This is a genomic window from Pseudomonas sp. FW300-N2F2 (assembly GCF_017351655.1).
Lineage (GTDB): Bacteria > Pseudomonadota > Gammaproteobacteria > Pseudomonadales > Pseudomonadaceae > Aquipseudomonas > Aquipseudomonas fluorescens_AA.
This window is the reverse complement of sequence record NZ_JACNDQ010000001.1, coordinates 1,988,483-2,008,733: the sequence shown is the minus strand read 5'-3', so window position 1 is coordinate 2,008,733 and position 20,251 is coordinate 1,988,483. Positions and strand designations below refer to the sequence as shown.

The 20,251-nt window shown below is 55.8% G+C and carries 18 protein-coding genes and 2 pseudogenes; 16 read left to right on the top strand and 4 right to left on the bottom strand.

Going from position 1 to position 20,251, the window contains the following annotated elements; translation table 11 throughout:
• Positions 1-25: 25 nt before the first annotated feature.
• Positions 26-1,336, bottom strand: a complete 1,311-nt coding sequence (locus J4E63_RS09065; RefSeq protein WP_060738037.1) for a sugar ABC transporter substrate-binding protein — start codon at positions 1,334-1,336, stop codon at positions 26-28.
• Positions 1,337-1,628: 292 nt separating this feature from the next.
• Between J4E63_RS09065 and J4E63_RS09060 the strand changes: the two genes are divergently transcribed.
• The 3 genes from J4E63_RS09060 to J4E63_RS09050 all read left to right on the top strand — a co-directional run bounded on the left by J4E63_RS09060 (position 1,629) and on the right by J4E63_RS09050 (position 5,077).
• Positions 1,629-2,579, top strand: a complete 951-nt coding sequence (locus tag J4E63_RS09060; protein ID WP_207281706.1) for an AraC family transcriptional regulator — start codon at positions 1,629-1,631, stop codon at positions 2,577-2,579.
• A 61-nt stretch (positions 2,580-2,640) separates the two neighbouring features.
• Complete coding sequence (locus tag J4E63_RS09055; protein WP_063321906.1) at positions 2,641-3,555, top strand: carbohydrate kinase; 915 nt, start codon at positions 2,641-2,643, stop codon at positions 3,553-3,555.
• An 841-nt stretch (positions 3,556-4,396) separates the two neighbouring features.
• On the top strand, positions 4,397-5,077 hold the full coding sequence (locus J4E63_RS09050; RefSeq protein ID WP_063321907.1) for a class I SAM-dependent methyltransferase: 681 nt from the start codon (positions 4,397-4,399) through the stop codon (positions 5,075-5,077).
• A gap of 452 nt (positions 5,078-5,529) precedes the next feature.
• Here the strand turns inward: J4E63_RS09050 and J4E63_RS09045 are convergent.
• A pseudogene (locus tag J4E63_RS09045) lies at positions 5,530-6,328 on the bottom strand (cation diffusion facilitator family transporter).
• On the opposite strand from J4E63_RS09045, the gene J4E63_RS09040 reads away from it, so the two are divergent.
• Complete coding sequence (locus tag J4E63_RS09040) at positions 6,215-7,102, top strand: MFS transporter (protein WP_086936619.1); 888 nt, start codon at positions 6,215-6,217, stop codon at positions 7,100-7,102. The pseudogene J4E63_RS09045 and the gene J4E63_RS09040 sit on opposite strands and share 114 nt — an antisense overlap.
• A 58-nt stretch (positions 7,103-7,160) precedes the next feature.
• Here the strand turns inward: J4E63_RS09040 and J4E63_RS30835 are convergent.
• A pseudogene (locus J4E63_RS30835) lies at positions 7,161-7,392 on the bottom strand (hypothetical protein).
• Positions 7,393-7,461: 69 nt separating this feature from the next.
• Positions 7,462-8,277 (bottom strand): helix-turn-helix transcriptional regulator, encoded by an 816-nt coding sequence (locus J4E63_RS09035; RefSeq protein WP_063321909.1) that lies wholly within the window; start codon positions 8,275-8,277, stop codon positions 7,462-7,464.
• Positions 8,278-9,132: 855 nt separating this feature from the next.
• Between J4E63_RS09035 and J4E63_RS09030 the strand changes: the two genes are divergently transcribed.
• The 12 genes from J4E63_RS09030 (at position 9,133) to J4E63_RS08975 (ending at position 20,173) form a co-directional block, all read left to right on the top strand.
• A complete protein-coding gene (locus tag J4E63_RS09030; protein ID WP_238992615.1) occupies positions 9,133-9,351 on the top strand; it encodes an AlpA family transcriptional regulator in 219 nt (72 codons plus the stop codon).
• A gap of 14 nt (positions 9,352-9,365) precedes the next feature.
• Positions 9,366-10,934 (top strand): ParB family protein, encoded by a 1,569-nt coding sequence (locus J4E63_RS09025; RefSeq protein ID WP_063321911.1) that lies wholly within the window; start codon positions 9,366-9,368, stop codon positions 10,932-10,934.
• On the top strand, positions 10,931-11,491 hold the full coding sequence (locus tag J4E63_RS09020; RefSeq protein WP_063321912.1) for a DUF2857 domain-containing protein: 561 nt from the start codon (positions 10,931-10,933) through the stop codon (positions 11,489-11,491). Before J4E63_RS09025 ends, J4E63_RS09020 begins: the two co-directional genes overlap by 4 nt.
• Entirely contained in the window at positions 11,463-12,641 is a 1,179-nt protein-coding gene (locus J4E63_RS09015; RefSeq protein ID WP_086936621.1) for an STY4528 family pathogenicity island replication protein, read from the top strand. Before J4E63_RS09020 ends, J4E63_RS09015 begins: the two co-directional genes overlap by 29 nt.
• Before the next feature lie 151 nt (positions 12,642-12,792).
• Entirely contained in the window at positions 12,793-13,584 is a 792-nt protein-coding gene (locus J4E63_RS09010) for a PFL_4669 family integrating conjugative element protein (RefSeq protein WP_207281705.1), read from the top strand.
• Positions 13,584-14,084: a DUF3158 family protein gene (locus J4E63_RS09005; RefSeq protein WP_207281704.1), complete on the top strand. Its 501-nt coding sequence runs from the start codon at positions 13,584-13,586 to the stop codon at positions 14,082-14,084. Before J4E63_RS09010 ends, J4E63_RS09005 begins: the two co-directional genes overlap by 1 nt.
• 11 nt (positions 14,085-14,095) lie before the next feature.
• Complete coding sequence (locus J4E63_RS09000) at positions 14,096-14,500, top strand: single-stranded DNA-binding protein (RefSeq protein ID WP_063321915.1); 405 nt, start codon at positions 14,096-14,098, stop codon at positions 14,498-14,500.
• 285 nt (positions 14,501-14,785) lie between these two features.
• A complete protein-coding gene (locus J4E63_RS08995) occupies positions 14,786-16,801 on the top strand; it encodes a DNA topoisomerase III (RefSeq protein WP_207281703.1) in 2,016 nt (671 codons plus the stop codon).
• Between the two features lie 460 nt (positions 16,802-17,261).
• Positions 17,262-18,518 carry a DNA cytosine methyltransferase gene (locus J4E63_RS08990; protein WP_207281702.1) on the top strand — a complete coding sequence of 419 codons (1,257 nt, stop codon included), beginning with the start codon at positions 17,262-17,264 and terminating at the stop codon, positions 18,516-18,518.
• A gap of 204 nt (positions 18,519-18,722) precedes the next feature.
• Complete coding sequence (locus tag J4E63_RS08985) at positions 18,723-19,127, top strand: hypothetical protein (RefSeq protein WP_207281701.1); 405 nt, start codon at positions 18,723-18,725, stop codon at positions 19,125-19,127.
• Positions 19,128-19,249: 122 nt separating this feature from the next.
• Complete coding sequence (locus J4E63_RS08980; protein ID WP_063321919.1) at positions 19,250-19,732, top strand: STY4534 family ICE replication protein; 483 nt, start codon at positions 19,250-19,252, stop codon at positions 19,730-19,732.
• 138 nt (positions 19,733-19,870) lie between these two features.
• A complete protein-coding gene (locus tag J4E63_RS08975; RefSeq protein ID WP_063321920.1) occupies positions 19,871-20,173 on the top strand; it encodes a hypothetical protein in 303 nt (100 codons plus the stop codon).
• Positions 20,174-20,251: the final 78 nt, after the last annotated feature.

Genomic DNA, 20,251 nt, shown 5'->3' with positions numbered 1-20,251 from the left:
TAAGCCGGCGGAGGTAAGGGGCTATTTATTTTTTGGGATAGCCCGCACGCTTCATCTCGCGTTCGGTTGTGGACTGGGCAGAAGCCAGCGCTTGCTCAACCGACATTTGTCCTGTCAATGCTGCGGAGAAAAGCTTGCCTACCGATGTACCGATCGACTGAAACTCGGGGATCACCACGTATTGAATGCCCACGTACGGAACAGGTTTGGCTGAAGGCTGCGACGGGTCAGCGTGCTTCATCATTTGCAACGTTACCTGAGCAAACGGCGCGGCCTTGAGGTAAGCGTCACTGTAGGTCGAGATGCGTGTACCGGGTGGCACGTTCGTGATGCCATCCTTATCGGTAACTAGCTGGATGTACTCTTTGGAGGTGGCCCAGGTGACGAACGATTTGGCGGCCTCTTTGTGCTTGGAGGTGGCAGGAATTGCCAATGACCAGGCGTACAACCATGAGGACCCCTTGTCGGTAACCTCAATAGGCGCAGGAGCGAAACCTACGCTGTCCACCACCCGGCTCTGCTCCTTATCGGTGGTGAAAGATCCAGCCACGCTTGCATCAACCCAAATCGCGCATTTTCCACTGTTGAAAAGGGCCAGTGTTTCGTTGAACCCGTTACTGGATACTCCGGGAGGGCCATATTTCTTCAGGGTATCAACATAAAACGTCGCTGCTGCCTTCCACTCAGGACCATTGAGTTCAGGCTGCCATTTCTCATCGAACCAGCGCGCCCCGAAGGCGTTGGCCATCGTGGTAAGCAAGGCCATGTTTTCGCCCCAGCCAGCTTTGCCACGCAAGCACATGCCATATTGATCCTTCGAAGGATCATTGAGCTTGGCAGCGAACTCGCCCAGTTGCGACCAGGTCGGCTGCCCCGGCATCGTCAGCCCAGCAGCCTTGAACAGATCGGTGCGGTAGTACGTGATGGTGCTTTCGCCGTAGAACGGCAGTGCGTAGAGCGTATCGTTAACAGAAAGGCCCTGACGCACGGCAGGAAAGATATCGTCGACGTCGTAGCCGGCCGGGAGGTCCTTCATCGGCTCTAGCCAGTTCTTAGCACCCCACATCGGGGTCTCGTAGGTGCCAATGGTCAACACGTCGAACTGACCACCTTGAGTGGCAATGTCAGTGGTCAGGCGCTGACGCAGAACGTTCTCTTCGAGCACGACCCAGTTCAGTTTGATGTCGGGATGCTGCTGCTCGAAGACCTTGGATAGCCGTTGCATTCGGATCATGTCACCGTTGTTGACCGTCGCGATGGTCAGCGTCTCAGCGGCATGGCTGGCAAGGGCGAATGACAGACCAGTAGAAAGAATTAGCGCATTCGTAATCTTCATGGGGCTCTCCACTCCAAGCCAGATGACCGGAGCTATTATTGTTGTTGTTCACCACTTGTGAGCCAAACAAGACCGCATTGCAGTGGTGGGCGAATTGATTAGATCACCTACCCGCCCCGCCCTCAAACGAATCGCGGACGCCGAATTGATACTTTTTTGATCGCGATAGCCGGCAGCCACAAGGGTTAAAAAAGTATCAACCAGCTGCAATAGTTGGGCTAGCAGTCCCGGACGAATTCGGCGTATGGTTGGCGCATTCGATCCACCGCATAACTATAAAAAGGGGCACGAGATGCCTGACAACCGCGCTGCTTTGTTCGAGCACCGACCAGCCGACCTTGAAGTCATCCTTCCTGAACCCGATCAGAGCTTTCGATGGTACGAGCACGACTATCCATACGCCCTCGCCCGCTGGAACCACCATCCGGAATATGAAATCCACCTGATTCGACAAGGAAGTGGCAAGCTTTTGGCTGGGGATTACATTGGGCCCTTCACCGCAGGACATGTCGCACTGATTGGACCAGGTCTTCCCCATGATTGGATGGGAGATATCGCGCCGGGAGAACAGCTCGTAGGCCGCGACGTGGTTCTGCAGTTTGACGGCGCTGCCCTGCTCGACCTCCAAGGTTCATTGCCTGAGCTATCGGAGCTGAAAACGCTGTTTGAGCTGGCACAACGTGGGATCGAATTTACTGGGGGGACGGCCGTCGAGGCCGCTTTGCTGCTTGAGAAAATCGGCGAGGCGACGGGGCTTAAGCGCCTGATCATGTTCCTGCAATTGATAGACACCCTCGCAAGGGCGCCAAAGCGCGAAATTCGGGTATTGGCCAGCGCCTGCTACTCGCCTTCGTTGAACGAGCGCAGCTCGGAGCGAATAAATCAGGCATTCGACTACCTGATCAATGAGCTCACATCCGACATCCGGCTATCTGTCATCGCCGAGCGAGTTGGAATGAGCGAGGCCGGTTTTTCACGCTTTTTCAAACGAATCACTGGCCACGGATTCATGGACCTGATGCGCAAGCTGCGCATCCAGCGTGCATGTCGGCTACTCGTCCAGACACAGCTCTCGGTCGCCGAAATCTGCTTCGAGGTTGGCTATGAAAACGTCTCCAATTTCAATCGCCACTTCCGTCATGAAATGCATCAGACCCCGAGCGACTACCGGCGTAGTACTGCCGTGAAGCTCTTCAACCGAGACAGTCTTCACCCATCGCTACCGATCACGCAGGTGCGGTGAGACCGCGCCTATTGATGTGACGCACGATAGTGTCCCCAGCCCGATACAAGAGAGAATGAAAATGCAATTGCCGAGCGTTGTTGTGTTTGGTGAAGCACTGACCGACGTGGTTCAACACTCGCCCGGACGGTGGCAGGGCTATCCAGGTGGCGCGCCCTGGAACGTGGCCCGCGCAATGAGCCGCCTCGGCGTGCCCACTGCATTCGCCGGCTCGATCAGTACCGACTCATTGGGCGATGAGCTCGCACAGCAATCGAAAGCTGCCGGCCTGGACATGAGATTCCTCCAGAGAGTTGACGCTGACCCTCTGGTAGCTATCGTGCCCTCCAGCCACCCTCCCCGGTATTTCTTTGCGGGCGAGGCCGATCTACTTTTTGATGTGGACCAACTCCCGGCAGGTTGGTTGGATGCCGCTCGACTCTGTCACTTCAGCTGTATCAGCCTTGCCCGTCAGCCATTGGGGGACAGGCTTGTTGAGGTGGCCAGGAGGGTGAAGGAAGAAGACAAGCTGATCAGCTATGACCCGAACTGGCGCAACCTGATGGACACCCGCTACCGCGAGCTGACTTTCCCGGCCATGGTGGAGCTTGCAGACATCATCAAGCTCTCGGATGAAGATCTTCGCCAGATATACCCTGGATTGAACGAAGAACAGGCGCTTCACACGTTGCGGACGATGAATGCTAGTGCGCAGATTCTTTTCACCCGTGGAGCGAAAGGTATGGCGTTGTATGCTGCCGACGTGAAGTTTGAACAGCCCGCGATCGCCGTTGAGGTCGCTGATACGGTGGGTGCCGGCGATTCGAGTATGGCCGGATGGCTGGCCTCGACGTTGTTAGGCATCCAAGAGCCCCATGCACGATTGGAGTTCTCCGCTGCTTGTGCGTCGGTGTCTTGCTCGCATGCCGGGGCTTACGCGCCTAGTCGTGAAGAGGTGGAGGATTTGCTGTCAAACCGCATGCAACATCAGCGCTGAGGTTCGTATTGCGTACCGCCATTTTGTCAGGAAGGCGGGGTTCAAGAAGCACTGGATGGACTTTAGATCCCGGATGACGACTAGCCCGCCCTGCACGGGGCGTTTAATCCAAAATCATTCGAAGCGCACTGTTCGTGCCAGGCAGCCGTCCAGAACGTTTTGCCAGGGCTGTTGCTTCTAAGCGGCCACTTGTTTAGCCCAATGCTTGTTCAGATGCAGATCACCCACTGAGCGTTCCCGCCACCTCAGAAATATCCGTATACCTTTTTACTCGCTGCGAGTGACCAACCTGAAGTGCCGGATGGCCCTCTCGCCATGCGACTGGCCAGTTACATTCGCAGGTTTGTGCGCGAATGACTGGAAGCTGAAGATCCGGGCCCGTTGGGGCGAGCAAGTAGCGCCTGCATGGACGCTATATTGAAACTCTGGGAGCACCACGGGTTACTGCCCTGCGCGAATCAACGTCGCCCTGTGTACGGTGACGCGAGCCAGATTTTCAGACGAAGTCAAACAATTGAATACATAAATGAAGCCATGAATGAGACTTATGAATCAACGCAATGGGATATTGGTGCCCAGCCATCAATACAGCTCATGGTTATATGCGATCAGGTAGCTAGCTCTTGGTCATCCCTGTCGTAAAATCACGCCACGATTACGAAGCCACCTGCGTCATCGTCACTAGGCTCCACGCCCATTAGCCGTAAGGTTTTTTAAATGACCTGACAGCTCCCATAGTCACGCAGATCTCCCGGCCAAAGCTACGACCGCATAAGTTCAGAATGAGGATTACAGCTCATATCCTCTGGAGTTATTCGCCGCAACGAATGGAGCCCCATTGATGCCCGATCCGATCAAGCTTGAATTTTCCGAAAAGTACGACGATAAGCACGCGCAGAGTTATTTACTCAAGCATCAGGACAATCTGGCCCGCCGTTTATCCCACAAACGCGACGAGCAATTGGCGCGTAGTGCGTTGGTCGCCGCTGGCGAGCCTGGCTTGGTGCTGGACTTGCCGTGTGGGGCCGGGCGTTTCTGGCCGTTACTGGCGCAAAAGCCTGGTCGCGTGATCATCGGCGCAGACAATTCTGAGTCGATGTTGAAGGTCGCAACCATCGCCCAACCGGCGGAGGTGGTGAAACGGGTTCGCCCGTTGCAGACCTCTGCCTTTGCTATCGATTTACCGGACAACGCGGTCGACAACATATTCTGCATGCGCTTGATGCACCACATCGGCGCCCCTGAGCACAGACTCGCGATACTGCGTGAGTTTCAACGCGTTACTCGCGACAGCGTAATTATCTCACTATGGGTGGACGGGAACTTCAAGGCTTGGAAACGCAAGCGTACCGAAGTGCGTCGTCGCAACAAAGGAGAACAGAACAGTTACCAAAATCGGTTCGTATTGTCGGCTACTACTGTCGAGGCAGAATTCGAACAGGCCGGGTTCCGCGTTCAGAAATCCCTAGACTTTATTCCGCTGTACGCCATGTGGAGAGTGTATGTATTGCGCAAAAAATAATAGGAGAGCTATCGGCCACTTATTGAGCTGATAAAGTTTATAGTTCATACATAACGAATCACCGGGGAACTGGCGATGAGTTGAATTACAACGTAAATGGCCCAGCCAACAGTGGGCTACTTGCATTCAGCGCCGGGGGACAATGGTTGTAGACCCGCTCGTTATGCTCAGCAAGGTCCATGGTCCCCCTTCCAACAGACCGCCCCAGACACACCAGTGAGCACCGCGCCGATAATGCCACCGATGCTTTGCAAGCCGAACACGTCGACCCGTAGCAAAAAATCGTAGATAGGCGCCTGCAAGCACTCAGCCGAGAGCCAGAAATATGGCATCTGTACCGACGTGACACCAAGCATCCTAGCGCTCGAACCTTGAGATTAGGACGACCTGGCGGACCGTACTTGCCGTCGTAATTGCACATAACTCAGCCGGGCTTCAGGGACGATGAAAAATCAAGCGATCCACTTGCGATCACCGGTAAAGCAAATGGTCAACCACCGCGTCGCGTCGGCTTGACCCAACCTGGCAGAAATCTGCTCACGGATCGCGTCCAGTTGCCCTACGGTTTGCAACCGGTAATCCGCCGGGAGCACGATATGGATCTCGATAAACCGCGCCCGCCCGTGTTTCTGGACATAGGACACATAGTCCTCGAACCCATGCTCTACCGTGGCCGCATCCATCACCTGGCGCACCGTATCGTCAAGTTGATCCGGTGCGATACCCAATACATCGCGCAAAGCCGGCCGCAGGATCTTGAAGGCCGGTGCCAGCATGCTCAGCGCCAGCAGGATCAGGATCAACGGGTCCACATACATCGCCCACTGTCCGTACCCCTGGGCCTTGAGCAACAGAGCGATCAGGAAACTGACCAGCAGGCCCACCGAAAGCATCGCGTCGACCAGCCAACTGATGTTGTCGAACTGGATGAGCGATGACTTGAGCGTTCGATTGCGATAGCGAACGTAGAAGAAATAGCCGAACTCGACGACGGTGAACACCGCGGCATAGATGATCACCATCCCCAGCTCGATTTCACGGCCACCGGTGATGATGCCGGACACGCCATTAGAGGAAGGCATAGATGGCGATCAACAGCAGGAAGCTGCCTTCGATCAGCAGGACCATGGGTTCCAGATGCCAGAACCCGAACTGGAAGCGGTGGTTGCTTTCCTTGGCGATCAACCTGGCCGTGATCAGCATCAGTACCTTGATGAAGGTAGCGACCAACGAGAAAAAACCGTCGAACAGGGCCTGGGCGCCGCGCTACTGCCCGCCTTGGCCGCGCTGGTGATGGTGCATTACGGATGGCGCACCGCCTACCAGGTGCTGGGCGCGCTTTCCGTCCTGGTGTCCTGGCCGGTAGCGTTCTGGCTGCTCAGGGACGCCGGCACTGACCGCAACCGCACCGAAGCCAAGGTCGCCGCGCCCTTGGTCGAGCGTAGCGTCAGCCAGTCCTGGGGCGACCGCGAGTTGTGGCTGGTGCTGGTGGGCTTCTTCGTCCTTGGTGCGGCCAGCTCTGGTGTCTTCGTGCATCAGGTGCGCATCCTGGTCGACACCGGCATGAACACACCCCAGGCGATGGCGATGCAGTCGGTGCTCGGCATCGCGCTGATCTTCGGACGCATCGGCACCGGCTGGCTGCTCGATCGCATCCACGTATCCAAGCTGATGACCAGCATATGCCTAGCCGCCGCCCTCGCCCTGCTGCTGCTCGCCCTCGGTGCCCCCTCGGGCACCGCCCCGCTGTGCGCCGCATTGATCGGACTAGTGATCGGCGCGGAATTCGACGTGCTCGGCTACCTGATCCCCCGTTACTTCGGACGCCGCTCGTTCGGGTCCATCTATGGACTGGTATATTCGGTTTTCCAGGTCGCGGCGGCTTGCGCCATCGGCCTGCTAGGCTTGTCGCGCAACTTGCAGGGTAGTTACACCGCAGGGCTGCTGGTGCTAATGGGGCTGTTGCTGGTGGGAGCGCAGATGTTCTTCCTGATGGGGCCGTATCGGAACATGCCTGAGCGGTAAGTCGGCAGGGTTTTCTTCGGACCGCACGGGAAAATCTCACACGATTCCCCGTGCGGTTTCACTGCCCTGCTTTCTCCGATTCGTCCCCGAGATCAGTCAACTTGCCACAATGCTCTTCCATCAACCGGATGATGATACGCATCGCCTGGTGAATGCCTGCCTTGTTGTGAGGCTCAGGTGCGGGTTGTGTTCGCAGTCCAGCAACTCGTCGTGCTGAAACACGCTTCGCCCGGGAGTTCAAGGATCCAGGCGTAGGACTGGAGGGTGAATAAACGTTCGTGGTCAGTCATAGGACACCTACCGGGGTTAGCGGGCAAAGGCTCCGAGCTAATAGTCCTTCAATCGGCACTCGATACTGTTCATGATGATCCCAGCCTAAATGTCCCTCCCTCGAACTCCGTCCGCGATAAACGCTCAAGCAAATCGGCATCCAATCTCGAATCTTCGGGCCGATACAATCGAGTCCGCTTTAGAGCGTCCTCCTGATCAATATGGGTGCCCAAGAAAGCCCACACCACTCGCGTGCATGTCGGTACGCGTTGGTCTGTAGCCGATACCCCTAGCTTCAGTCCATTGAGCCGAGACAAACGGCTTTTGTAACTAGGAATCAGGATGGTCTGGGTGATCTCATTATTCGTCAGCGATTCGTAATCGAGAAGAAACACTCGGTCTCGCAGGTAGTAGGCAATTCCCTTGTAAAGGTATCGCTCAAAAACTTCTTGCCCCGCCTCAACCGTTTGTACTCGTTCATGGCGCTCATACACCACCTGTCCAGCTTCCTCGCGCAAATGGACCAATGAGCAGAGGATTTGGCCGGGCTCGGTCATGGCGTAGTAGTACTCATGGTAGTACCCCAGCAACGTCGAGAACCGGTCTGATGAGCCTTTGCACAGATGATCGAACATCCTTATAGCAGCGCTCGTCGGCTCGGTTGTTCGAGAGCGCGATTGGACGCCAATCAAAGGGAGAAACCGCTCGGTTGGCAACGCGATCTCGCTCTCCTCCACGCCGAAGAAATCACAAATTCGCTTCAGGTTGTAAGGCGTGGGTCGGCTGCTGCCGTTCAGATACTTGGTGAACTGCCCTCGGTTGATCTTCAGTTTTCGGCACACCTCCGCGACAGATCGGTAGTGACAGCATAGGTGGTACAAGTTTGACGAAAAATGATCAGGCATACATGAAAGCTTTCAATTCCAGAGCGACAAGTTCATTAAAGTAGCAGCAACTCGCATCAGATAATGGCGCTTCGAGCACTTGCTTATGAGGAGACATTAACGAAATATTGCTTTCGCAAACCGTCGCGAAACCTCTTCACGTAAGTCACTGCAACATATGGTAAGGAATACCACATGCACGAAGTCATAAACGACTTCCTCCTAAGGAAAGGTCTTGTCGCTGTCAATTTCACATCCGTTTCACTATGTGTATTAGGCACGCAAGTTTCTTCAGAATGTTTCTGCCTATTACCCGCAAGGCAACCTCCTCATGCTCGCTGCATGCATCAGCTGAAATCTCTCCAAGACAATGCTTTGGAAGTGAGTTCAAGCCTGAACCGTGTTGATCCGCGGCGTCTTCGAATACTCGTTCACAACGCTTACGGTCCGCGAACAACGCAACGCTGCGGCCTCTCCAATGCAATATCTAGAAATCATCAGCTGTCTACCAGTTAAACGGGTATGTGCCTTGACGCATTGAATCTTTCGTCGTTCCCAAGCATGCAGTTCCATAGATGGACATTGCAGGATATGGAAAGACTCATGATCAAAATGAACAGTTCAACGGCACCAACACTTACTACCGTGTGCTAAAGGCGGCATTTAATCTAGCAGTCTGCCTGACATCCCTGCATGTATTCGTAAAGCTCACTGTACCCATGACACATTTGCAAACAGTTAACGAACTACGCCGTTGCTGAGCCCAACCATGACCTGACCGCTGCAACCAAAGCGCTCATTAGCGACGCTCGTTTGCCTTGAAACATTATTACCCGTGCTCTATCAGGCGCGATCAATCGTCAAGGAGTGTCAACCATGCCTATGCATATTGATTCAAAACCTCCCCTTCATGAGCTTCGCATATTGCGACTTTCAGACGTCGAGCAGAAAACGGGGCTCAAGCGCTCGTTCCTTTACAGCCTGATGGGTCAGGGCAAATTCCCAAAATCCGTCCGCTTGGGCGTTCGGGCCGTAGGCTGGAACGCCATGGAAGTCGATCAGTGGATTACAGATCGTTCAAACGATCGCAGCTAAGGAGTTATGCGAGCGTGGCATCAACCTTCCCTACACAAGATGAGGCGTCTAAACGTGTTTCAAATGCGCCTTGCGAAAACGCTGTCTCAGCATGCTCGAGCGATCCAGAGGTCGAAACGCCTATGGTCGTCACACTGGACTGCTTGAAGCCCTACGACCTGGACCCGAGGGTCACGCGCAATCCCAAGTACGATGAAATCAAGGCGTCCATCCGCCAGCGTGGACTCGATTCGCCGCCGCCGATCACCCGGCGTCCAGGCGAATCTTGTTTCCGCGTGCGCAACGGTGGCAACACGCGGCTTTCGATCCTGCGCGAGCTCTGGTCTGAAACAAAGGACGAGCAGTTTTATCATCTGACCTGCATGTTTCGCCCTTGGCCCGAGCGCGGTGAAATCATTTCCCTGACAGGCCACCTAGCTGAGAATGAATTGCGCGGCGGTCTGACATTTATCGAGCGCGCGCTCGGCGTTGAGAAAGCCAGGGAGCTTTACGAGCTTGAGAGCGGAGCAGCGCTTTCCCAGTCAGAGCTGTCCAGGCGCTTGACCTCGGACGGCTACCCTGTTCACCAATCCCACATCAGCCGGATGCGAGATGCGGTTCACTACTTGCTACCTGCGATTCCCAACGTTCTATACGGAGGGCTAGGCCGGCATCAAGTCGAGCGCCTTGCTGTGCTTCGACGGACCTGTGCCAAGATCTGGGATGAGCATGCAAAAACAAAAATCCTGACCATCGATTTTGCATCCCTTTTTCAGGAAGCTCTGATGTTATTTGATGGAGCAACGGCCGATTTTTCTATCGACCGCGCTCAGGATGAGGTCATTGGACAAATGGCTCATTACCTGGGTGTTGACTACGACACACTGGCCTTGGCGTCTGAGGCAGGCGAAAAACGTGAGCAGGCATTAACTCACGTTCCGAGTCATCGCTACGCGCCCTGCCCTCCAAAAACGGCTGCTTCGGACACCGGTCTGGACCTCCCAACCGTCCCGTCTATCCCGGCTGGCCCTCCAACGAAAACTGTTCAGGCGCTTAAAGAGCCTGACCATCCGGATGCATCTGGTTCTGATCGCCTGCAATCCATCCAAGCGTTGGTGGCCAGACATACGGGCGGTGAACCCTCTTTGGCATCTGACGTCCTGCCGTTTTCACAAGAGAGTCTCTTCCCTATTTCGGATATCTGGAACATTGATCCGGCACTGGATGAGCCACAGCGCCTGCGGATACATATCAGCCAATTCGCACGTGAAATTTGTCAGGACGTTGCCCAAGCCGACCTCATCACCGAAGTGGATGAAGGGATCGGCTTTCGTTGTCGCCTCGAGACAGTACCCGAACATCCCTCACCGTTAACCTTGGTCGCCTTGCTCGAAACATTGACGACCAACTCCTCTGTACCAAGCGTCCCGATGGAAATCGGCCCTCTTCTATTGGGAAGCGCACATCGGGATGCCCAAGCATACCGATTGAGCGACGCCAATCTGATCAAATTGTTTCGCTTGATTCGTTTAGCCCGACGCTTGATTGACCTCAAATCAGAATTTGGCACCGACCAGGACATGCACACCAAGGAGGACTCATGACGACACCCCATCCGATCAACCAAGCCGTTATAGCCCAGGCGCTGCATGATCTGCGCAACGGCCAACTCAGACGCTGCAAGACCATGGGATTTGCTGATGAGGATTTGGCCGCCCTCAAGGAACCCGGGCTTATCAGTGTTCTGCTCAATGCCCGTGTGCCTTGGTGCACGGTCCAGATAAACCGTGGCGTACTGAAGAAAATCCTTGGTCAGGCAGAAGACGTGGGGCTAGAAATCGCCAACGTTGATCGGATGCTGCGCCTGGGCGCCAGTACGGAAATGGTCAGTCAGTTCTACGGTCTGACTCATCAGGAAGTGGCCCTGCGTCGCAACATTTTGGGACTGCCCAAGCGTAAGGGCCGGCACCATGTGCTCAGCGAAGCACAGGACACACTGCTCTGGGAGCGTTGGCACCCTCAATTCAAGGCACGAAAAATTTCGGTGGACGATGACCGGGCCTTACTGGACCTGACGCTTGATCTGGCTGAGGAGCTTTCATACCCAGCCTCGGTGGTTTGGGCATCATTGCGTGACTGGATCGATCAAGGGTTGGTCTAGCGTGGTGAAAAGCTCGGCCCCCAAACCTCTCTCCTCTGTGCTTGATAGCGCCCTGAAGAGTTTGTGTGCCCAGAGCACGCAAGGGAATGGGGACGGTTTCCTGTTCAGTGGCAACCGCCATGAAACCGTCCCCAGGGCGTTGCTTCTTGATCAGCGTTTGACCCCGCTTGAACGCAATGCCTGGCAAGTTTTTCGGCTGCTGCTCAACGACGACGGAGTCACCGCTTTTCCGACCTATGACCAGTTACGTAAGTATCTGGCGTCCGTACCCTGCGGCGCCCTGGCCTCCCATGAGTCAGTTGCGAAGACCTTGACACTCCTGCGTCTGACAAGGTGGTTGAGCTTGGCCCGTCGACGGCGAGATGCACGTACCGGACGTGTGCTCGGTAACCTGTATGTCCTGCATGATCGCCCTTTGACGCCCTTTGAAGCTATGCAGATCGATCCCGAATACATGGTATTGGTCAGCCACACGCTCAAGCACGCCAATAAGGGTATTCAGCGCGTCGGATTGGCGGTGCTCGAAGAAATAAGCCATGACCCCAGCGTCCAGACTCAATTGCTGCCCAGCCATCTACAGGTTTTAGCCTTGCGTCTGCAGCAAACGCAGGCCGTCGATGTCGCGCCAGATATGCCGACCGAAAAATGTACCTCTCAGGCTCTTCGGAAACAAAACGCCCCGTCTTCGGTATCCGAACCAAGGCCCAAAGCCCCGCAGGAGCACTCTCTTCGGCATCCGAAGCCTGCGAGTATGTTAAGTACAAAAGCGTTAAAAACACTACGTACTGGCGAGTGTTCGCAGGAAGGTTTCGAGCTGGATTTCCCTCCCCGCTTTTCATCGCTCACGCCTGCACAGCAATCGGGTGCCAAAGTGGCGTTGCAGCGATTGCCAGGCGAATTGCGGCAGGCAGTCTTGGATGAATGGGCAGCTCGGTGCCGAGAGGCCCACATACGCAATCCAGCCGGCTACCTGTTTGGCATTTTTCAAAAAGCGTTGCAGGGTCAATTCACCGTCTGGGCAGCCAAGGAACAAGCTCCTGAATCGAGTGGAACGAAGCCCAGCCCCAAGCAAACTCAGAAGACGGAGCGGGACCCAGCTGTTGCTCACGCCTATCTGGACGAGCTCAAGGGTCTGCTGAAGGAACGATGACAGCACGGCATCGAGCTATCCCCTGGGGATAGCTGTCGCCCCCACCTTCGCAGTCACCAATCAGGCTCGCACTGCCTGCGCTTTGTTCACTGACAGAGTCCCGCCGTGCCGCAAAGCTGGGCACCCTCCCACAGTCCCTGAGTGACGTCCTATGGCAAACGACCTGCAACTGAACCTCGGTGCATTGCGCAGTAGCGTGCAACTGACCTTGCACACCCATCACGCCTCTCGCATCTGGCATGGGCGAGATGCCTCCCAAGGCCGAGCAACGATCATCGGCCTCAACGGTTTTATTGCCGTCATGAACAAAATGAAACGTGGCGCGGAATTGGATGACCCCTACGCCGACGCTTGGATGTTAAGAATAGAAGAAAAGCTCAACGCGACCAAAGACATCCTCAACGTCTTGAATGAGCAGGTGAACCTGGCGCTCGCAGAAGTGCCTTCCGCCTTGAGCTTGGGCGAGAACCTCAATGTGCAGCCAGTCAAATTACCGCTATTCGTCAACGCCCAACTCGGCTTCATGGCCGTGTATCTGTTGGCAGACTATGACGACCTGGCGCGACGTCTGATCCTGGCTCATCACACCGCATTGATTGATCGCTCCAGCTTAGAACGCTGGCTTAACGAAGGAGCACACGCTTTACGAAGCCTGTTCAGCCTGGCTCAACAGTACAAATCATCCGGCTTGAACCGTGAGGACTATCAGGCCAATACCCCCCTGGCGATATCGGCCAAAGAACGTTTTGGTGAGATTGATCAAGACATTCTGGAAGGCACCCGTCGCTCGCGCTTTGCCCCGCCCTTGGTGCGCCGTCTCACGATCAGCGCCCTTCAAAGGGACGAAGAGAATACCCTGGACGTCGCCATCGACAGTGAAGCGCCCTGCCCTCATGAACCTGCCTCCTGCGCTCGGGAGCAGCCAGCAGAGGAAAAGCGCTGATGGCCTTGCATTATTTCAAACCCTTGGTTCATTCAGAGCTCGAGCAACTGCAGCATGCGGCCTACCTAAAAGGCCTTTTACAGCCTTTTAAAGGTAAGGGCTGTTTGGAGGACTGGGCCAGCGATTGCAATGCACTTCGTGACGGTCTGATTGGGCTGGCGCAGACACGAATCCTGACCCAAGCTCGGCGTTATCCCTTCAACCTGCTGGCAGCACAGTTGACCCGCCACAGCACGGGGGCTGGGACGACCTTTCTGCGCTGGCGCAACCCCGACCGCACCAACATGGGGGTATCCCTGTGGCAGCAATGCATTGAACACGAGGCCACCCCCAATCTGCTGATTGACGACCTCTACGCACTGGAGCAACAGCGGATCGTGCTGAATATGCAAATCAGCATGACCCACGTCCTGGCCCGCCAAGCCAATGACTGCGCCATCAAGATGGCGCATGCCGAAGCGGTCTATCAACGCTGCGTTAACCAACGCGCCCTTGTATAAGCGAGCCCCTCATGAGCACTCATTTTTTCGGTGAAGGTAATATCGGATCGGCGCCCGAATTTCGGGAATTCAACAACCGCAATGACGAGCCCAGGCGTCTGCTGAGGCTCAACGTTTATTTCGACAACCCTGTCCCTGTCAAAGACGGCTATGAAGATCGAGGCGGCTTCTGGGCGCCGGTTGAAATCTGGCACCGTGAAGCAGAACACTGGAGCACGCTGTATCAAAAAGGCATGCGGGTGATGGTTGAAGGACGCTCGGTCAAGGAGGAATGGGCCGATGCGGATGAGAACGCACGAGTGACGTTCAAAATCGAAGCGCGGCGTGTGGGCATCCTGCCCTACCGGGTCGAACGGGTCACACTGGGTGGCAAATCATCTGCCGCCGCTACCGATGGCGACGACCATCCGCATTGATCCCGAGAAGTGGGAGAGCGGCTGGCCCAGTCGTCAGTCGCTCTATTGCCCCAAAACGCTCGCAAGCCCTACGGCGTTGTGAGTGTCCACTGACGTCCATCCTGTTCCAGCCAGCGGCACATGACGAATTCGCTGGTGCAAAGACCGCTGCTCCCATGCCTGGCTCATGGTCGCCTCTGCCGACTGATCATCAATACGCTCTGATGCAGAATCGCTTTGAGAGTCGCGCGCACCGTCTCCCCTCATGCATCTTCCTGCCCTCTCAACTGCTTTGCTGGGCATGACATGCGACTCTTTCTGTGTGAAAAACCTTCCCAGGGCAAAGACATTGCCAGGGTACTTGGCGCTCGACAACGTGGCAGCGGCTGCTTCAAAGGCGTGGGTATCAGTGTGACCTGGTGCATCGGACACTTGGTCGAAGCGGCACCACCTGAAGCTTATGATGAACGCTTCAAACAGTGGTCGCTGGACCATTTGCCCATCATTCCGACCTCGTGGCGTGTCCGCGTCAAAGCGAACACGGTGGCTCAGTACAAAATCGTCAAACAGCTACTGGCCCAAACATCTGAATTGGTGATCGCCACTGATGCGGACCGCGAAGGCGAGATGATTGCTCGCGAGATGCTTGAACTGTGTCAGTACCGCGGCTCTATCCAACGGCTGTGGCTGTCAGCACTTAACGAAGCCTCCATCCGCAAAGCCCTGAGTCAATTACGACGGGCAGAAGAAACTCAGTCCCTCTACCATTCTGCCCTCGCCCGCTCACGAGCGGACTGGCTGATCGGCATGAACATGAGCCGACTGTTTACCCTCCTGGGCCGCCAGGCCGGACTTACCGGGGTGCTGTCGGTGGGACGTGTGCAAACACCGACCTTACGCTTAGTGGTTGATCGGGATCGCGAGATCGAACGATTTGTACCCAGGCCTTACTGGGTTATCCAGGTGAAGCTTGAAGTACTGGGGCAAGCGTTTACAGCTCAGTGGGTGGCACCCGACAGTGCCACTGACGAAGCTGGCCGGTGTATCAGGCAAGCCGTCGCTTTGCAGGCGCAGCAGAGCTTCAGAGCGACAGGGGTTGCACAAGTATTGGAGGTTGAGACGCAACGAACTCGAGAGGCACCGCCGCTACCCTTCGACTTGAGCACCTTGCAAGAAGTTTGCTCAAGACGCTTGGGCTACGGTGTGCAGGAAACATTGGACATTGCTCAATCGCTTTATGAGACCCACAAAGCGACGACCTATCCGCGCACAGACTCAGGCTACCTTCCCGAAAGCATGTTGCTCGAGGCAGAAGCGGTCTTCGCTGCACTGATAAAGAGCGATCCTGGCGTGGGCCCTTTGGTGCAATCCGTCGATCCCACGCTGCGCTCCCGGGCTTGGAACGACAGCCAAGTCAGCGCGCATCACGGCATTATCCCGACACTGGAACCGTTTGATCGGTTGGCGTTAAGCGAACGCGAATGCGCGGTCTATGAGTTGATTAGAGCCCGTTATCTAGCGCAGTTTCTGCCCCCTCATGAGTACGACCGCACCGCCGTGCAGCTCACCTGCGGCAATCATGTAGTGAAAGCCCATGGCAAACACGTCGTGGAATCAGGTTGGCACCGAGTATTGGGTAGCGAATGCCCCCCCAACGACGACGAAGCGTCGCCACGCAGCCAAGCGCTACCAGACCTGCATTCGGGTGTTTGCTGCAACGTGGTGGACGTGGAGCTAAAGTCCCTCAAGACTCAGCCCCCCAAAGCTTATACCCAGGGTGAGCTGATCAAAGCCATGAAAGGCGTGGCCAAACTGGTGACAGACCCAAGGCTGAAGCAGGTTCTCAAGGAGACGACAGGCATCGGCACAGAAGCCACACGGGCCAATATCATCAGCGGTTTGCTGAGCCGAGGGTATCTGTATATCAAAGGGCGATCTGTGCGGGCTACTGAGGCAGCCTTCACCTTGATCGATTCGGTACCTCCCGCCATAGCAGACCCGGCCACCACCGCCATTTGGGAGCAGGCGTTCGACATGATCGAGGCCGGCCAACTGACGCTGGAGGATTTCCTCGCAAAACAAACCGCCTGGATCAGCCAACTGGTCGAGCATTACCGTACGACGACCTTGGCGCTCCATAGTCCCGGCGGTCCGAGTTGCCCTTTGTGTGGGGCGCCGATGCGTCAACGTGACGGCAAGCACAGCAAGTTTTGGTCCTGTACCCGGTATCCAGAATGCCGGGGGGCTTTACCCGTCGCCTCGCAAGGGAGAGTCTCCCCACGCCACAGAAAGCCGCGTCGTTCAAAACCTGGAAACTCCTGAACGACCTTGCCCAAGCTCGCTTCTCCTTCTGAAACAGCGAGCGCGCCAAGCCGAGCAACAGCCGGTGGCACGGAGGAACACATCGTCTGAGCTGTGCCTACAGCATGATGGTTCAGTAGGACAGTGCCGTGCTGAAGGGTCCCCTGATCGCCTTCCCCGGGGCGATCAGGAGACCCTTCAGGGTGGACATAGTCGGTACCGGACCCCGCCGGTCAAACAACGAGCTCCTTTTGTACGCGGATGTGTGCCTGATGATACCGACCCACGCCACGAAACGGGTCGGGTGCGATGCTTGTGAAGGCGCCTGGCCTGACGACCGCCAAGCCCGGAACAGCCCCACGGGTGGCCTCTCTGTTCAAGCCGAAGGTCACGCCTTCGGCGCCTTTGTCCTTTCTCCCACTTTGCGCCGTGTCCGACACCGCTCGGGCACAGAAAGGCGCGCCTGCAAAGGACATACCCCATGATTCAAACCTCTCCGCCACTGCAATACGCCAGCGTTTGCAGCGGGATTGAAGCGGTGACCGTCGCCTGGAAGCCTTTAGGTCTCACCCCGGCTTGGTTTTCCGAAATAGCACCGTTCCCTTGTGCGGTGCTGGCCCATCATTACCCTACCGTACCTAATCTCGGCGACATGAAGCGACTGGCCCGCCAGGCACTCAATCGAGTCATTGAGGCTCCTGCCATTCTGATTGGCGGCACGCCGTGCCAGGCATTCAGTGTGGCGGGTTTTCGCGCGGGCCTGGCAGATGCTCGAGGTGCTCTGACTCTTACATTTGTGGAGCTTGCCAATGCAATCGACCAAGTCCGAATGCAACGAAAGGAACCTGAAGCCATCATCGTCTGGGAAAACGTTCTCGGCGTGCTCACCGATAGGGGCAACGCCTTCGGATGTTTTATCGCAGCACTGGCTGGCGAAGAACATGAACTCGTCCCCCCAAGGAAGACTTGGTCGCACGCAGGTGTTGTGTTTGGCCCCCAAAGAACAGTCGCGTGGCGCGTCCTGGATGCCCAATATTTCGGCCTGGCCCAACGACGCCGTCGCGTGTTCCTTGTCGCAAGTGCTCGTGTGGGATTCGATCCCGCTGCGGTACTTTTTGAGCGCCAAGGCCCGCGCCGGGATACTGCGCCGCACCGCACGCCACAAACGCAGGCTGCCACCCCTGCTCGCGCTGGCCTTGCAGCCTTAAATGACCCCTTACGCGACGTCGTGTTCAGCAACGCCTATGGCATAGCCAACGGCCAAGGCGGGGCTGAGGCAGCGTTGGAATGCTGCCCAACACTGACCTGCAATCACGACGTTGCGATTGTGGTGTGTGGCACAACACACGGCTCCGTCTGTGAAACCTCAACTCCCCATTTGCTGCACCAAGACGTTATCGCACGTAACAGCTGCCACCTGCGTCCTAGGGCCAGGCGCCTGCTTCCCATTGAATGTGAGCGCCTGCAGGGACTACCCGATAACTACACGCGCATTCCCAGGCGTCATTACGCAATAAGACGCATCAGCCACCGTCGGCCTCTGGACATGTGGGAAGTCACCGACAATGGCTGGATGCTGATGGCTGCTGACGGCCCCCGTTACAAGGTCATAGGCAACTCAATGGCCGTCCCCTGCCTGACTTGGCTCGGTAAACGTTTGCTCGGTGTGCTTAGAAATCCGGAGTCTTTCAGCGAGGTATTGATCACTGACAGGCCGGCTAAGAAAAACCATTCTTGACCACGCAAGACTGATCACAGATCAGCGCATGCCCAGGCAGCTAGGGTCTTCAAAGCTGCGTCGTGAAATGTTTCACGCTGGCCCCGCCCAGTCCGCCCGGCATCGTTTCCGTGGACGTACGCCTTCGAAGGCGTTGATGCCTGTCTTTCGCCGTGAGGGTTACCCACACCTTCCACTTAAATCAGATCCAAGGAGTCATTAGCGATGAAAAACGCTCCCGCTACTCAACTGTCGTCCCTGTCCCAGCCTAAGCCCGCCGCACAACTTGCTGATGTCGGCAATACAGCAGCCGCTTTCTTCGCCGCTTGGAAAAAAGGCGTTGCCTTAGCCGGTTTCACCTATTTTGGTGACGGTTCTAAAGCTGGCTTCAACAAGGCCAATTGCCGATGGGATCTGCGTCCCATCATGCGATTGATCGATAAAAACTTCGAAGTCCTGAGCAGTCAGGAACGGATATTAATAGCTGCAATGGTGAGCTTCCACGACACCCAAAAAGGTTGTGAGTTGCTCAAGCAGGCAGGGGTTAAAGGCTTGGCTGATCTGGGCCTTTTAGACCCTCTACAGAGAGGCATTATTGCTTCGCTGATCCTTCATTACCACGGCTGGTAATCAGCCTCTTTATTCACTGGGGCCTGGCAGTTTTCCCCACTTTCCAAACCAATCACCCATTGGGGGCGACTGCCCCTTCGGGAGAGGCGCCTCCATCGTTATTCCTAGCCTGGAGGCATGTCATGAATCCTACGTTTGATGAAACGACCTATTTTGACCTTCACATCACTGGACTGGGTTATCTCAATCGCATTCGTGAAGTGAAGCTCAAGAAAGGTGAATCATTCCTAGCTTGCGACATCGCGGCGCTCAATGGTCCGACCGACTGCGCTGAGTATCGGCGTTTCGACGTTCGTGTCACAGGCGAAGATGCACAGGTACTGGTTCGGCGCTGTGCCAGAGCCGTTGAGTTGGACCGTAAGGTCCTGGTTGGTTTTCGTCTGGGAGATCCCTGGGTGGACACGTTCACTTACTCCAAAGGCATTAACCAGGGACAGTTGGGCGTGAGCTTCAAGGCCCGATTGCTCTTATTGAACTGGATCAAGATCGACGGTGTTTTGGTGCATAAGCGCGAACCTTCGAATCAAGACAGCCTGAAATCCGAAGCTACAACTCAACCAGTGAACGCAGCCCCTCCATCACCCGAAGAGGACTTTGCATTCTGATCTCAGATCCGACTACGGGTCTTGGTTTTTCCTCAACGTCGTCATTCAACGTCGACGTTTGAAACTCCCACCCTCCCTCGTAAGCCATGACGCCCGAGGGGAGTGTCATGGCCCAACTTTTTGAATAGGAAGCAGACCATGATTGTTATCAAATTTGGAGATTCGGCCAAACCCTGGTCCGAGCACGGCGCTTTGGTTATGACCCCTGGCGTTGATGCACTGATGAGAACGAAACGATTAGATCCGTTCCATTACTTCGGCCGCCACATCTTGGGCGACTGGGGCGATATCTGTGATGAAGATCGTCAGCTCAATGAAGATGCACTGCAGTCGGGTTATCGTCTGATGTCTGCCTACGATGTTGAACCTGGCTTGAGACTGTGGGTTATCACCGAAGCTGATCGTACCGTGACCACCATTCTTCTACCTGAGGAATATTGAGGCCTGCGGCCAGACCTCTCTAGCACTTCAGTTAATCCTCGCAACGGCCTCCTCGGAGGCCGTTTTCTTTGATGGCCT

Bases quoted from the DNA above. Each gene is read 5' to 3' on its own strand.
- J4E63_RS09065 (WP_060738037.1), bottom strand. From the start codon at position 1,336: ATGAAGATTACGAATGCGCTAATTCTTTCTACTGGTCTGTCATTCGCC.
- J4E63_RS09060 (WP_207281706.1), top strand. From the start codon at position 1,629: ATGCCTGACAACCGCGCTGCTTTGTTCGAGCACCGACCAGCCGACCTT.
- J4E63_RS09055 (WP_063321906.1), top strand. From the start codon at position 2,641: ATGCAATTGCCGAGCGTTGTTGTGTTTGGTGAAGCACTGACCGACGTG.
- J4E63_RS09050 (WP_063321907.1), top strand. From the start codon at position 4,397: ATGCCCGATCCGATCAAGCTTGAATTTTCCGAAAAGTACGACGATAAG.
- J4E63_RS09040 (WP_086936619.1), top strand. From the start codon at position 6,215: ATGCCAGAACCCGAACTGGAAGCGGTGGTTGCTTTCCTTGGCGATCAA.
- J4E63_RS09035 (WP_063321909.1), bottom strand. From the start codon at position 8,277: ATGCCTGATCATTTTTCGTCAAACTTGTACCACCTATGCTGTCACTAC.
- J4E63_RS09030 (WP_238992615.1), top strand. From the start codon at position 9,133: ATGCCTATGCATATTGATTCAAAACCTCCCCTTCATGAGCTTCGCATA.
- J4E63_RS09020 (WP_063321912.1), top strand. From the start codon at position 10,931: ATGACGACACCCCATCCGATCAACCAAGCCGTTATAGCCCAGGCGCTG.
- J4E63_RS09010 (WP_207281705.1), top strand. From the start codon at position 12,793: ATGGCAAACGACCTGCAACTGAACCTCGGTGCATTGCGCAGTAGCGTG.
- J4E63_RS09005 (WP_207281704.1), top strand. From the start codon at position 13,584: ATGGCCTTGCATTATTTCAAACCCTTGGTTCATTCAGAGCTCGAGCAA.
- J4E63_RS09000 (WP_063321915.1), top strand. From the start codon at position 14,096: ATGAGCACTCATTTTTTCGGTGAAGGTAATATCGGATCGGCGCCCGAA.
- J4E63_RS08995 (WP_207281703.1), top strand. From the start codon at position 14,786: ATGCGACTCTTTCTGTGTGAAAAACCTTCCCAGGGCAAAGACATTGCC.
- J4E63_RS08990 (WP_207281702.1), top strand. From the start codon at position 17,262: ATGATTCAAACCTCTCCGCCACTGCAATACGCCAGCGTTTGCAGCGGG.
- J4E63_RS08985 (WP_207281701.1), top strand. From the start codon at position 18,723: ATGAAAAACGCTCCCGCTACTCAACTGTCGTCCCTGTCCCAGCCTAAG.
- J4E63_RS08980 (WP_063321919.1), top strand. From the start codon at position 19,250: ATGAATCCTACGTTTGATGAAACGACCTATTTTGACCTTCACATCACT.
- J4E63_RS08975 (WP_063321920.1), top strand. From the start codon at position 19,871: ATGATTGTTATCAAATTTGGAGATTCGGCCAAACCCTGGTCCGAGCAC.